Below are 13,985 nucleotides of genomic sequence, written 5' to 3'. Positions count from 1 at the left end.
GCGTCATATGGCGGGCGCCCTAGGAAAGGAAAGAAAGTGCTGATTTCTCAGCGGCCCTCGCTCGGCGAGGAGCCGGTCAACGAGACGCGCTCCCGGTTCACCATCGAGCCGCTGGAGCCGGGCTTCGGCTACACCCTCGGCAACTCGCTCCGGCGCACGTTGCTGTCGTCGATCCCGGGCGCATCCGTGACGAGCATCCGCATCGACGGCGTGCTGCACGAGTTCACCACCGTTCCCGGTGTGAAGGAAGACGTCACCGACATCATCCTCAACCTCAAGGAGCTCGTGGTCAGCTCCGAGGAGGACGAGCCGGTCACCATGTACCTGCGCAAGCAGGGCCCCGGTGAGGTCACCGCCGGCGACATCGTGCCGCCGGCCGGTGTCACCGTGCACAACCCCGACCTGCACATCGCCACCCTGAACGGCAAGGGCAAGCTGGAGATCGAGCTCGTCGTCGAGCGCGGTCGCGGCTACGTGCCGGCGGTGCAGAACAAGCAGGCGGGCGCCGAGATCGGCCGGATCCCGGTCGACTCCATCTACTCGCCGGTGCTGCGGGTGACCTACAAGGTCGAGGCCACGCGTGTCGAGCAGCGCACCGACTTCGACCGCCTGATCCTCGACGTCGAGACGAAGCCCTCGATCACCCCGCGGGACGCCGTCGCGTCGGCCGGCAAGACGCTGGTCGAGCTGTTCGGCCTGGCCCGCGAGCTCAACGTGGACGCCGAGGGGATCGAGATCGGCCCGTCGCCGCAGGAGGCGGACACCATCGCCGCCTACGCGATGCCGATCGAGGACCTCGACCTCACCGTGCGTTCGTACAACTGCCTCAAGCGCGAGGGCATCCACACCGTGGGTGAGCTCGTCTCGCGCAGCGAGGCCGACCTGCTGGACATCCGGAACTTCGGTGCGAAGTCGATCGACGAGGTCAAGATGAAGCTCGTCGGCCTCGGCCTCGCGCTGAAGGACAGCCCGCCCGGGTTCGACCCGACCACCGCCGCGTCCGACTACGCGAGCGAGGGTTGGTCCGACTCGGTCAGCGGTGGCGATGCCGGCACCGACGATGGCCAGGACTACGCGGAGACGGAGCAGCTGTAATGCCCACGCCAACCAAGGGCGCCCGCCTGGGCGGCTCCCCGGCCCACGAGCGGCTGATGCTGGCGAACCTCGCCACATCGCTGTTCCAGCACGGCCGGATCACCACCACCCAGGCCAAGGCGCGCCGGCTGCGCCCGTTCGCCGAGCGGCTGATCACCAAGGCAAAGCGTGGTGACCTGCACAACCGCCGGATGATCATGCGCGTGATCCGGGACAAGGAGGTCGTGCACCGCCTCTGCACCGAGATCGGCCCGTTCTACGGCGACCGCAACGGTGGCTACACGCGGATCGTGAAGACGTTGCCGCGCAAGGGTGACAACGCGCCGATGGCGATCATCGAGCTGGTCCAGGAGAAGACGGTCACCGCCGAGGCCGAGGCCGCGCGCAAGACCAAGTTCGCCGCGGACGAGAAGAAGTCCGCGCCGAAGAAGGACGAGCCGAAGGCCGACGAGACCGTCACCGAGGACACCGCGGCTGACGTCGACGTCGAGGAGAGCGAGTCCGACGAGGAGCACCCGTACGGCGCCGGCAGCCACGCCGCGCTGGAGGACGGCTCGGAGCCGGACGGCTTCCCGATCAAGGGCAACGCCGACTCGATGCTGTACCACATGCCGGACAGCGAGTACTACGACCGCACGGTTGCCGAGGTCTGGTTCAAGACCGAGGAAGACGCGGAGAAGGCGGGCTTCGCCAAGCCGTCGTCACCGGAGGACGAGTCCTGAGCTCTGCTCGCGACGAGCCCGCCATCCCCACCGGGGGTGGCGGGCTCGTCCGCTTCCGGCTGGATATTTCGTACGACGGCACGGACTTCTCCGGCTGGGCGCGCCAGCCGGCCCGCCGCACGGTGTGCGGTGTCCTCGAGGACACCATGTCGATGGTCCTGCGCGAGGACGTCCGGTTGACGGTGGCCGGCCGCACCGACGCCGGCGTGCACGCCACAGGCCAGGTCGCCCACTGCGATGTCGCCGGATTGCCGGCCGGTTTCCGGGATCGCCTGGCCCGAGCCCTGCCGCCGGACGTCCGCGTGCCGGACATCCGCCCGGCGCCGGCCGCGTTCGACGCCCGCTTCTCCGCGGTCCGCCGGCATTACGTCTATCGGGTGTGTGATCGTCAGTGGGCGGCGGACCCGTTGCGCCGCAAGGACACCGTCACGTGGCCGCGCGCGCTGGACGAGTCCCGCATGAACGAGGCGGCCACGCTCCTGTTGGGAGAGCACGACTTCGCCGCGTTCTGCAAGCGCCGCGAGGGCGCGACGACGATCCGCGAGCTGCAGCGCCTCGGCTGGACCCGCGACGCGTCCGGCGTGCTGGCCGCATCGGTGTCGGCGGACGCGTTCTGCCACTCGATGGTCCGCAGCCTGGTAGGTGCGTTGCTGGCGGTGGGGGAGGGCAGAAAGCCGGTCGAGTGGCCGGCCGGCTTGCTGCGCACGGACACCCGCGCCAGCTCGGTGACGGTCGCTCCAGCCCACGGCCTGACCCTGACCCAGGTCGACTACCCACCGGACGACCAGCTGGCCGCCAGGGCGGAGCTGACGAGAAACCTCCGCACGGCAAGCACTCCGCCTGTGACGGGGACGGCCGCTGGCCCCCGGAATCCAGCGTAACGACGGGCCCTGACGATCCCGGCGCACAGCGCCGAATCTGTGGACAGCTTCGTGAGTTGTGGATAGTCACCGGGGGTCCCCCTGATTTCCACGCTACCAACGATGGCCGACCATTCCGGTTGGCGCTCGCGGGTCTGTGGATAGCCCTGCGACCTGTGGACAAGCCGCGCGGGGTCCCCCCGATTTCCAGCGTAGTGGCGACGGCTGACAATTCCGGGTGGCGCGGGCGAATCTGTGGACAGGGCGGCGACTTGTGGACAAACCCCCCGGGGGTCCCCCGATTTCCACGCTACCGGCGGCCACCGACGGAACCGGCCCATGGCGGGCAGCCAGAGAGCGGGCGCGTCCGGGGGAACGCGCCCGCTCAATGACTCCCGGTCAGACCAAGCCGAAGCTCGGATCAGACGTCCAGCGACCAGCTCTCGATGTAGCCGGTGTCGAAGGTCGCCGCGTCGCGGACCCGGAGGGTCCACGTGCCGTTGGCGGCCTCGCTCGACAGGTTGCGGGTGTAGGTCTGGTCGATGTTGTCCGTGCTGCCGCCCGCGCGGTTGTGCAGGTTGTAGACGCTGCCGTCCGGCGCGACGAGGTCGACGACCAGGTCACCGATCCAGGTGTGCTTGATGTGCACCTCGATGGTGGACGACGCGCTCGCGTTGCCCGTGCAGCCGGTGACCGCGAGCGGGCTGCTGACCGTCGAGTTGTCGGCGATGTTCACGCGGTCACGGTTGGCGACCGCGTTGCAGCCGTCCGGCGGCGTGGTGCCACCGGAACCGGTGAACAGCAACAGGTTCGGCGAGCCGGTGCCCGGGTTGCCGATCTTGTTCGGGGTGGCGTTCGCCTTCATCGCGGCCTGCACGTCGGCCGGCGTCGCGGTCGGGTGGTCGGCCAGGTACAGCGCCGCGGCACCCACCACGTGCGGGGTGGCCATCGACGTACCGCTGATCGTGTTGCTGGCGGTGTCGTTGGTGTTCCACGACGACGTGATGTCCTGACCCGGCGCGAAGATGTCGGTGCAGGAACCGAAGTTCGAGAACGAGGCTCGCGCGTCGGAGATGGTGGACGCGTTCACGGTGATCGCCTCGGCGACCCGCGCCGGCGTGAAGTTGCACGCGTCGGCGTTGGAGTTGCCGGCCGCGATGCCGTACACGACACCGTCGGCGATCGAGTTGCGCACGGCGTTCTCGGTCGCCGCGTCCGAACCCTGCGCGCCCAGGCTCATGTTCGCCACGGCCGGGCCGGAGGCGTGGTTCTGGGTGACCCAGTCGATGCCGGCCGCAACGCCCGCGAACGAGCCGGAGCCCGCGCAGTTCAGCACCTTGACCGCGACCAGGTGCACGGCCTTCGCGAGACCGTACGTGGCGCCGCCGATCGTGCCGGACACGTGTGTGCCGTGCCCGTTGCAGTCGGTGTTGTTGCCGTCCCCGGTGGTGTTGGTGCCCCACGTCGCCCGGCCACCGAACTCCTGGTGTGTGGTGCGGATGCCGGTGTCGATCACGTACGCGGTGACGTTGCTCGCGGTCGTCGAGTACGAGTAGTTGTTGTTCAGCGGCAGATCACGCTGGTCGACCCGGTCCTGACCCCAGGACGGCGGGTTCGGCTGGTCCGTCGCGATGTGGACGGTGCGGTTCTGCTGCACGTACGCGACGGCCGGGTCGGCCGCCAGCTTGCGCGCGGCCTGCGCGCTCATCGTGCCGGCGAAGCCGTGCAGTGCGGCCGTGTACGTGTAGTCCACCTTGCTTGCGTACTGCGCGGCCTTGCTGGCCACCTGGTCCTTGACGCCCGCGGTGGACATCGCCGAGTCCTTGAACACGACGACATAACTGTCCTTGATGGCGTCCGCCGAGCCGGCGTAGAGCACGTTGCCCTCGGCTGCCTGTGCGGTCGTGGCCCCGATCGAAACGCTCAGCGCGGCGGCGGTCGCCGCGGCGAGCGAAGCCCCGAGGACGCGTCTCATCGAGACCACGCGGGACTTGTCCATGACCTGTCTCCTTTTCGCAGGGCACAACCGGCCCCAGCCCTCGTTGGGGTGTCGGCTGTGGATGGAGAGTGATTTGTCCGCAAGCGGACACTTCAACACTCGCCCGGATACAGGTGGTGACGCAAGAGAACCGGCCGTGTTCGCTCTGCGACTTATGAACGTTATGGGAGTTCGTGGGAAGAAGTTCGACCGCCCGGCTCATCAAGTTCGGCCGTTCGCCACGTCCCGTACACACGAGACCGCCCCCGCCGGGACGGCGGGGGCGGCCGGTGCGTGCCGGGTGGATCTACAGGTCGAGCGTCCAGCCGTTCAGGGTGCCGGTGTCGATGGAGAACACGTCCCGCACGCTCAGCGTCCACGTGCCGTTGGCGGCCTCGCTGCCGAGGTCGACCGTGTAGGTCTCGTTGACGTCGTCCGCGGGGTCACCGCTCGAGTCCTTCAGCCGGTAGCTCTTGCCGCTCGGCGAGACCAGGTCGATCACCAGGTCGCCCCGGTAGGTGTGGGTGATGTCCACGGTGATCTTGGCGGCGTTCGACGCGTTGCCGTCGCACCCGGTGATCTCGGTCGTGCTGGTCACCGCGTTGCCGGCGTCCGGAATGGCGACCCGGGTCGAGTTGGCCACGGCCTCGCACCCGGTCGGCGGCGGAGGCGGCGGCGGGGTGCCGCCCGCGCCGGTGAACAGCAGCTTGTTCGGCGAGCCGGCGCCCACCCCGGTGACCTTGTCCGGCGTCGCGTTGCCGGTGAGCGCGGTGGCCACGTCGGCGGGTGCCGCGTCCGGGTGGTCGGCCAGGTACAGCGCCGCCGCGCCGGCCACGTGCGGAGTGGCCATCGACGTGCCGCTGATCGTGTTCGTGCCGCCGTTCAGCCAGCTCGAGGTGATGTCCACGCCCGGGGCGTAGATGTCGGTGCAGGTGCCGAAGTTCGAGAAGGACGCCTGCGCGTCGTTGATGTCGGTCGCGTTGACCGTGATCGCCTCGGGCACCCGGGCAGGGGAGAACCCGCACGCGTCGGCGCTGGAGTTGCCGGACGCGATCGCGTACGTCACGCCGGAGGCGATCGACGCCTGCACGGCCGAGTCGATGGCCGCGTCCGCGCCGCCGCCCAGGCTCATGTTCGCCACGGCCGGCTTGACGGCGTTCTGCGTGACCCAGTCGATGCCGGCGACGACCTGCTCGGTCGTGCCCGACCCGCTGCAGCTCAGCACGCGCACGGCGACGAGCTGGACCTCCTTGGCGAGGCCGAACGTCGAGCCGCCGATGGTGCCGGACACGTGGGTGCCGTGCCCGTGGCAGTCGGTCGCGTCGTTGTCGTTGTCCACCGCGTCGAAGCCGGACGTCGCGCGGCCGCCGAACTCGGGGTGCGTGGTCTCGATGCCGGTGTCGATGACGTACGCGTGCACGTTGCCCGCGGTCGTCGCGTACGAGTAGTTGTTGTCCAGCGGGAGGTCACGCTGGTCCACGCGGTCCTGGCCCCAGGACGGCGGGTTCGGCTGGTCGGCGACCAGCTTCACCGTCTGGTTCTGCTGCACGAACTCGACCGCCGGGTCCGCCGCGAGGTACTTGGCGTCCTGCTCGCTCATCTTCGCCGAGAAGCCGTGCAGCGCCGCGGAGAAGGTCCGCTCGATCGTGCCGTGGTACTTGATCGCCGTGGTGTCGGCCGCGGCGGTGACCCCGTCCTTGAACTTGACGATGTAGCTGCCGTCGATGGCGTTCGCCGAACCGGCGCCGAGCACCTGGCCCTCGGCCGCGCCCGCGGGCGCGGTGGCCATGACCGCGGCGGCGACCGCGGCGGCCGCCGCGGTGCCGAACACGGCCAGGCGCGTGAGCACCCTGCGACGTGACTGTTCCATGGTTCTCCTCATGCAGGGACACCACCGGTGCCGTGCCCTCGACGGCACCGGAGGTGCTGAGTGGATTTCCCGTCCGCGACGCGGACGGGCCTATGGTCGTCCACACCGGACACGGCGGGATCCGACGAAAGTCGGGAACCACCAACAAATTCGCGCGTGGGAAGGAGTCGGGCGCGTCAGTCGCCGCGGCGGACCGGGCCGAGGATCGCCTGCTCCTTCTGCGTGGTCACGAGTCGCAGCGGCTTCCACAGGTTGCGACCGAGCGCGACCACCTGGTCGTCCGCGAGGTTCGTCAGCTGGTGCACCATCGGCGGCGGCAGCCGCCAGATGCGCGAGGCCAGCTGTGCCTGGCCCACCGGCAGCCGCTGCAGCAGCACGAGGTCGGCCGCGTTCGCGGTGGCCCCGGCCTGCGGGTGCATGTACGGCAGCACGTAGACGGTGGTCTGCCACGGCGAGCGCGGCGGGAACAGCTCCTGCGGGGTCGGCCCGCCGTCGTGCACGACCATCAGCGGGCCGTCCTCCGACGGGCGGGGCAGCTCGACCGGCGTCAGCCGCCGGATCTGCACGAGCGGCGCGGGCCGGCCGTCGGCGCCGGTGCCGGCCGCCTTCTGCAGCACGTGCCACGCGTCGGGCCGGCCGGTCGCGACGACCACCCACGCACCGACGGCCATCGCCCGCAGCGCCACCTGCCGGGCCATGTACAGCCCGCCGACGAGCACGATCCGGGTCGGTGCCGGCCGCAGCGCGGAGATCGTCAGCGGCTCGCCCTGCATGCCCGAGCCGAGCATCATGCCGCCGCGGTCGCCGCTCGGGCTGACCGCGTCGAGCATCGCGGGCGGCACCAGGAACTCCTGGGACAGGCCGGTCCCGCTCTGCGTGTCCATCAACCTGCTGGAACTCATGCCCGGCCTCCCAACGGCAGCGTCGCGGCGAGGCCCGCGACCTGCAGGCCGCGCAGCGGGGTGAGCGTGATGCCGACCCGGTCGGAGATCGTGGACAGGCGCCCGTCGGCGTACTCGAGCTCGCCCGGGGTGCGGGCGCTGACCCGGACCAGGCCACGCATGCCGACCTGGTTGTCCTCGCTGCCCGGCGAGATCGACACGGCCACGGTCGAGGACAGCGCGCGCACGCCGGTAAGTGCGTTCAGGCTCTGCGCGGCCTTGCCGCGCGACCAGCCGGTGATCGCGTAGCTCGCGTGCCCGACGCCGGCCGCGGTCACGCCGGTCCACCGCTCCCGCAGCCCGACCCGCTGGTTGGAGCCGGCGACCGCGGTGAGCTCGGCGGCCGAGATGCCGGCCTTCAGCAGCTCGTCCGGGTCGAGCGGGCGGGTGGTCACGCCACGGGACTCGAGCGCGTTGCGGACCCGGGACAGCGCGCCGATCAGTGCCCGGTGCGCGCCGAGCACGCCGCCACCGCGCTCGCGCACCGCGGCGGGGCAGCGGCGCGGGTCGAGCCGGACGGCGACCCACGTGGTCCGCCGCGCGGCGGCCGGCAGCGGGCCGAGCACCTCCATGTAGGACGCGAGCGCGGGGGAGTTCGCCGGCAGCGCGGCGCTGCCCGGGTAGCAGTGCCAGATGACCTGGATGGCGTCGAGCACCACGCCGCGGTCCTCCAGGCACGGGGCGAGCGCGCCCAGCGGCAGGTTCGGCGAGCTGCCGACCTGGCTGACCAGGGCCGGGGCCGGGTCGACGAGGAGCACCGCGGTCCACGTGCCCTCGTGCCAGGCCAGGCCGACCGGGCGGCGCTCGTGGTCGGTGCCGTGCGCGACGACGAGGTCCGGCACGGCCAGGCGCAGCAGGCTGACCCGCGGGTCGTCCGGGCCGGTGACCTGCGTGCCCTCCTCGTCGGCGAGGCTGTCGATGCTGACCGGCGTGGTCGGCCGGCTGACCCGGGTGTGCGAGCGGAACGCGTACTTGAGCGTCAGCTTGATCCACTGGGTGAACCAGCGCCCGCGCCAGCGGATCGCCGCCACGAGCAGGCCGATGAACACGATGGTGCCCGCGACGTACAGCGTGGCCATCGTGTTCTGGATGGTGAGCAGCACCAGGCCGATCGCGAACGCGATCTCCAGCACCACGATGTTCGCCACCGGCAGCGCACCCAGGCTCGCCCCGGTCGTGCGGCGGCGTGCGGACACCGGCATGCGCGGTGGCTGGGGTGGGCGCGGTTGGCCACCGGGCGGCGTCGACGGCCCGCTTGGCCCACCCGGTCCGCCGGGGCCCCCCGGCCCGCCTGGTCCACCTGGTCCTCTTGGTCCACCGGGCCCGTGCGGCCCGCTGCCGCCCTGACCGCCTCCGCGGCCCGGCGGTCTCGGCGGCTGCCCCGGCGGTGGCGTCCTGCCCTGCCGTGGTGGGTTGCTCACCGACATCCGCTCGATCTTCCCCTCGCTGGTGTGCTCCCGGCTGATCGATTGTGCCGGTTGTGGAGAACCAACATCCAACCGAACCCCGTGGGTCTATCCTGCGGAACGGTACCGCGAGCGGGGAGCTGTAGAGGCACGAATGCCATCGACACCGACAACCAAGTCCCAGGTTCAGGCGTATCGCTTCGTGCTGCGCCGGATGCAGTCAGCACTGGTCCGCAAGGACGCGGTGATGCTGCACGACCCGATGCGCACGCACAGTCGGGCGACGATCGTCGGCGTGTGCCTGGCGGCACTCGGCCTTCTGGGGTTCCTCATCTGGGGCATCCTGTCGCCGAAGCCGACCGTCCCGAGCAAGGACGGCATCGTCATCGGCAAGCCGTCCGGCCAGGTGTACGTGCTGCTGACGAAGCCGACCAAGCGGCTCATCCCGGTCTTCAACCTGGCCTCGGCCCGGCTGCTGCTCTACGCGCAGACACTCGACGACGACGACTCGGGCAAGCAGACCGCCGCCGCCCCCAACGGGGCCGCGCCGTCCGTCGTCGGACCGACCGTCGTCGACGACAACGAGCTGCGCGACCAGATCCCGCGCGACCGCAAGGTCGGCATCCCGGACGGGCCCGACCTGCTGCCCAGCAGCGACCAGCGCATCGACTCGCGGTGGACGGTCTGCGACCAGTACCTCCCGAAGGAGGGCAACACCGAGGCCGCGGCCGGGGACGAGGTGCAGACGAGCGTCATCGCCGGCGTCAAGGACCTCGGGCCGGAGCTGAAGACCAACCAGTCGCTGCTCGTGGAGTCGGAGAACAAAGACGTCTACCTGGTGTACCGGAAACCGGAGACGGCGAACGAGCCGATCGCGAGCACCCTGCGTGCCAAGGTCGACATGTCGCAGCCGAACATCGTTGCGGCACTGCAGCTCGAGACCGCCGAGCCCCGCACCATCAGTACCGGCCTGCTCAACGCCATTCCGGAGAAGGCGGAGCTGAAGCCACCGAACATCGAGGGCTTCGGCGATGACCCCAAGCCCAAGGTCGCGCCGCCGGACCTGAAGGTCGGCTCGGTGTTCAGCGTGCGGCCGACCGGCAAGGCGCCGGTGTTCTACGTGGTCCTCCGGGACGGCATCCAGCAGATCAAGAGGAGCACCGGCGACCTGATCCGGTACCGCAAGGAGGTCACCGAGGGCATCGAGGAGCTGCCGGCCGACGTCATCCAGGGCAGCAACGTGCTGAAGGGCCGCATCGACGACTCCACGTTCCCCGCGGAGCAGACCGAGGTGCTGCAGCGGTCCAGCTTCCCGGTCGCGTGCCTCGGCTGGGAGGTGACCGGCTCCGGCAAGAACGGGGAGGAGCGCACGTCGGTGCACGTCGGCAATGCCGTGCCGGGCATCCCGGTCAACGAGGCGGGCGACCCGAAATGGGTCGACATCTCCACCCCGGGCTCGTCCAACCTCCGGATCGACCACTTCTACATGCCGCCGGGGCGCGGCGCGGTGGTCCGCCAGGCCACGTCCAAGGAGGACTTCAACAGCGGGCCGATCGTGCTGGTGTCCGACCGGGGCGTGAAGTACGGGGTGCCGGATCCGAACACCGCGGCGGTGCTCGGCCTGAGCAACCAGGTGCCCGCGCCGCTGTCGATCCTGGACCTGCTGCCCAACGGCGCGTCGCTCGATCCGAAGGACGTCGAGCAGAGCTACGACACGGTGCCCATCGAGCCCGGCGAGTACCCGACCAAGTCGCAGGATCCGAACGGCGGCGGCCAGGCGGGTGGCAACTAGCCCGACTTCCGGCGGTACGGGAACCTGATCGGCTCGCCTATCGTCGGAGCACCGACGTCCCTGCCGTCAGCCGAGAGGTGTGCCCGTGGACGGGATCAAGTTCGACCCCGAGTGGGTCGGCGGCTATGGCCAGTTGGCCGGCAACAGCGCGGACGAGCTCAGCGAGGGCGTGGAGATCATGGCCACGGCTCCGCTGACCGACGAGTCGTTCGGTGAGCTCGGCCGGACCCTGGGCGTGACCGAGGCCTACTCCTCGGTCTCCGGGAAGCTGCACGACCAGCTGACCAGGGCGGTCGAGGCGCTGCAGTCCGCGTCGACCGGACTCGAGCAGGTCACCGCGAAGTACGTCGACTCCGACGAGTTCAGCGCGTCCACCATCCACCGGCAGAGCTGAGGAGGCCGTCGTGTACATCGCGGACGAGAAGCCGGCCGTGGACCAGCGGGCTCCCGCGCCGGCTCCGGAGACGACGTCCGGCGGCCCCGACGGCGCAGAGGTCGCGGGCCGGCACGCCGGCCACTTCGACTACCTGTCCAAGCTCGCGCGGGACCTCGGCGTGCCCGACCCGGTCGAGGAGTACTTCGCACCGGTGGTCGGCCGGTGGAGCGACATGGAGGCCGAGGCCGGGCGCTGGCGGCAGGTCGGCAACGGCACGGCCGTGATCACCGACGCGCTGGGCAAGCCGCTCGGCAAGCTGGACGCGGCCTGGGACGGCGCGGCGGCGACGTCCTTCATCGACTACATGCAGAAGATCGGGCTGGCCGGCCACGACCTGTCCGACGCGATGCTCGCGCTGGCCGAGGTCCTCGACACGACGGCGGAGGGCATCCGCGAGATCGTCGAGCAGATGGGCGGCGTACTGGCGGAGACCGCGGAGACGGCCTCGCAGGCGATGGTCATGCCGGTGCAAGGCGACGACCGCACGCGGACCTATCTGGACGCGATGCGCCGGCCGACCAAGGAGCTGTTCGAGGCCGTGCGCCAGGTGCTCGAGGCGTTCGTGCAGATGTGCCAGGGCATCGACGGTTCCGAGGCGTTCCAGCAGATCAAGATGGCGCACACGTTCCCGGAGGACAACTGGTCCTTCGAGTCGCCGAAGGCGCCGGGCGCCGTGGACGGGAAGCCGCCGGCGGACCCGAAGACCGACACGGCGGGCGCGGACCTCGCGGGCGCCGGCGGTGGTGGTCTGGGTGGCCTCGGTGGCGGTGGGGGCAGCAGCCTGAGCGGTGTGGGCGGCGCGATGCCACCCGGCGGCTCCGCGGTCGCGACCGAGCAGGCCCCGGTCCCCAAGCCGGAGTCGACGGCCGCCGTCGCGGCGACCGACGCCAAGCCGGCGGGCGGCCGGGGCTACGGCGGCATGATGCCGATGGCCCCGATGATGGGCATGATGGGCCAGGGCTCGGGCGGCGACCACAAGCCGCGGACGCGTCTCATGGGCGACCCGCAGGACATCTTCGGCAAGCCGGAGAAGGCCTCGTCCCCGGTGATCGGCGACGACGACTAGTCCGCCTCCCCGGGATCAAAAGTGTTGGTCGCGTGCCAGCGAATGGTGCGGTCTGGCGCGTACCTGTGGCCGGGTTTCGTCACGGTCCCCTGAGGTCGCGTTTGGTCGGCCCCAGACTCGCGCTAGTGGGACGCGTCCGGGGCCGCCGACGGTCCCAGCGCGATCAGGACGGTGATCAGGACGAGCCAGGTGAGTACGAAGGCGAGCACCCAGAAGCGCGGGTTGGTGATGAGCCGGGTCACGATGGAACCTCCCTCAACAGGGTTTGGCAGGTTTACCTGGTGATGGGCGCTGGGCAGCCCCGAGCGAGCTGCCCAGCTACAGCCATCGGTTCCGGCGGAAGATCCGGTAGAGGATCAGGCACGCGGTGACGATCACGAGCATCACCAGCGGGTACCCGAACCGCCAGTGCAGCTCGGGCATGTAGTCGAAGTTCATCCCCTCGACGCCGACCACCATCGTCGGCACCGCGATGATCGCGGCCCACGCGGTGATCTTGCGCATGTCGGTGTTCTGCTGCAGCGAGATCTTCGCGAGGGTGGCGTCCACCAGGGTCGTCAGCAGCTCGTCGAAGCTCGCCACCCGCTCCGACACGGTCGTCAGGTGGTCGTCGACGTCGCGGAAGTACGAGCGGACGTGCTCGGGGACGAGCGGGGTGTAGCCCTCGGCGAGCCGGCGCAGCGGGACGGCCAGCGGCATCACGGCGCGGCGCAGCTCGAGGATCTCCCGCTTCATCAGGTACATCTGCTCGGCGCCGATCGGGCTGCGCGGCGCGAATACCGCGGCCTCGATCACGTCGATGTCCTGCTCGAACGACTCGCTGACCGCCAGGTAGGAGTCCACGACGCGGTCGGCGATGCCGTGCAGGACGGCAGCCGGGCCGCCGCACAGCCGGTCCGGCTCGCACTCGAGGTCGTGGCGCAGCCCGGAGAGCTCGGAGTGCTTGCCGTGCCGGACGGTGACGATGAAGTCCTTGCCCAGGAACGCCATGATCTCGCCTGTCTCGACGATCTCGTTGGCCGTCGTGGGCGACTCGTGCTCGATGTAGCGGACCGTCTTGAGGACCATGAACAAGGTCTCCTCGTACCGGTCCAGCTTGGGCCGCTGGTGCGCGTGGACCGCGTCCTCGACCGCCAGCTCGTGCAGGCCGAACGTCTCGGCCACGCCTTGGATCTGCTCCTCGTCGGGCTCGAACAGCCCGATCCACACGAAACCCGCGCGCCGCCTGCGCACCTCGGCGATCGCCTCGGAGTGCGTCCAGTGGCCGGGCAGGCGCTCGCCGTCGACGTAGACCGCGCAGTCGATGACGTGCGCGGCCTTCCGGGAGTCGGTGGTGGCGTCCGGACGGCGGTTCGACCGCCCCCGGAGGCCGCCGAGCGAGGGAATCGCAGGCATGTGTGTCCTCCAGCGGGAGACAGACAGCAGGGCATGTCTGGTCACGACGCGCCAGAGTCATCCGGCGCCGGAGCGTCCGGCCGGAAACGCGGGCCTGCCTCTACCTACCGGCGAGCCCTCTCGGCGAGGACGCGGGTCGTACTGCTACCAACTGCGTCGCCGGCGTTATGCGGGTCGCTCACGCGTCCTCACCTCCTCGGGTACAGGGTGCGGGATCATTCACACACCGGTTGTCCACAATACTCCACCTGGCAGACTGCCCCGAGTTCGGACGGTACGGGCCGGGAGCGGGCCAGACGCGGAGGGCAGACGGTGCAGTTCGGTCGCTACTACGAGGAGTTCGAGGTCGGCGCGGTCTACAAGCACTGGCCGGGCAAGACGGTCACCGAGTACGACGACCACCTGTTCTGCCTGCTCACGATGA

Annotated in this window: 11 protein-coding genes and 1 pseudogene; 7 read left to right on the top strand and 5 right to left on the bottom strand. The window is 70.3% G+C overall.

The genetic code is table 11. The features are described 5' to 3' along the window. The first annotated feature begins 36 nt into the window (after positions 1–36). From VH969_RS07440 to truA, 3 genes are read left to right on the top strand one after another with little or no spacing between them, the layout of a single operon-like run. Positions 37–1,095 carry a DNA-directed RNA polymerase subunit alpha gene (locus VH969_RS07440; protein WP_331972469.1) on the top strand — a complete coding sequence of 353 codons (1,059 nt, stop codon included), beginning with the start codon at positions 37–39 and terminating at the stop codon, positions 1,093–1,095. Then, positions 1,095–1,817, top strand: a complete 723-nt coding sequence (rplQ, locus tag VH969_RS07435) for a 50S ribosomal protein L17, sunset domain variant (protein WP_414638434.1) — start codon at positions 1,095–1,097, stop codon at positions 1,815–1,817. The genes VH969_RS07440 and rplQ overlap by 1 nt, the downstream gene beginning before the upstream one ends. A 23-nt stretch (positions 1,818–1,840) precedes the next feature. Then, positions 1,841–2,698, top strand: coding sequence for a tRNA pseudouridine(38-40) synthase TruA (gene truA, locus VH969_RS07430; protein WP_414638435.1), 858 nt, complete (start codon positions 1,841–1,843; stop codon positions 2,696–2,698). 400 nt (positions 2,699–3,098) lie between these two features. On the opposite strand, the gene VH969_RS07425 is transcribed toward truA, so the two are convergent. The 4 genes from VH969_RS07425 to eccE form a co-directional block, all read right to left on the bottom strand. After that, the gene (locus VH969_RS07425) at positions 3,099–4,676 is read right to left on the bottom strand and encodes a S8 family peptidase (protein ID WP_331972466.1); all 1,578 of its coding nucleotides are present in this window, start codon (positions 4,674–4,676) and stop codon (positions 3,099–3,101) included. Between the two features lie 286 nt (positions 4,677–4,962). Continuing rightward, a complete protein-coding gene (locus VH969_RS07420; protein WP_331972463.1) occupies positions 4,963–6,525 on the bottom strand; it encodes a S8 family peptidase in 1,563 nt (520 codons plus the stop codon). A gap of 176 nt (positions 6,526–6,701) precedes the next feature. Continuing rightward, the gene (locus VH969_RS07415) at positions 6,702–7,427 is read right to left on the bottom strand and encodes a hypothetical protein (RefSeq protein WP_331972460.1); all 726 of its coding nucleotides are present in this window, start codon (positions 7,425–7,427) and stop codon (positions 6,702–6,704) included. After that, positions 7,424–8,668, bottom strand: a complete 1,245-nt coding sequence (gene eccE, locus VH969_RS07410; protein WP_331972457.1) for a type VII secretion protein EccE — start codon at positions 8,666–8,668, stop codon at positions 7,424–7,426. Before eccE ends, VH969_RS07415 begins: the two co-directional genes overlap by 4 nt. Before the next feature lie 358 nt (positions 8,669–9,026). Between eccE and eccB the strand changes: the two genes are divergently transcribed. From eccB to VH969_RS07395, 3 genes are all read left to right on the top strand, one after another. Next, on the top strand, positions 9,027–10,664 hold the full coding sequence (gene eccB, locus VH969_RS07405) for a type VII secretion protein EccB (protein ID WP_331972454.1): 1,638 nt from the start codon (positions 9,027–9,029) through the stop codon (positions 10,662–10,664). Between the two features lie 85 nt (positions 10,665–10,749). Continuing rightward, positions 10,750–11,058 carry a hypothetical protein gene (locus VH969_RS07400; RefSeq protein ID WP_331972451.1) on the top strand — a complete coding sequence of 103 codons (309 nt, stop codon included), beginning with the start codon at positions 10,750–10,752 and terminating at the stop codon, positions 11,056–11,058. 10 nt (positions 11,059–11,068) lie between these two features. Then, positions 11,069–12,166, top strand: coding sequence for a WXG100 family type VII secretion target (locus tag VH969_RS07395; protein ID WP_331972448.1), 1,098 nt, complete (start codon positions 11,069–11,071; stop codon positions 12,164–12,166). 318 nt (positions 12,167–12,484) lie between these two features. Here VH969_RS07395 and VH969_RS07390 read toward each other — a convergent pair whose 3' ends face one another. Further along, positions 12,485–13,561, bottom strand: a complete 1,077-nt coding sequence (locus VH969_RS07390) for a magnesium and cobalt transport protein CorA (protein WP_331972445.1) — start codon at positions 13,559–13,561, stop codon at positions 12,485–12,487. Between the two features lie 312 nt (positions 13,562–13,873). Between VH969_RS07390 and VH969_RS07385 the strand changes: the two are divergent. Beyond that, a pseudogene (locus tag VH969_RS07385) lies at positions 13,874–13,985 on the top strand (MaoC family dehydratase); the annotation flags it as partial.

This window comes from Actinophytocola sp., from assembly GCF_036555685.1.
Lineage (GTDB): Bacteria > Actinomycetota > Actinomycetes > Mycobacteriales > Pseudonocardiaceae > Actinophytocola.
This window is presented reverse-complemented; position numbering and strand designations above follow the sequence as displayed.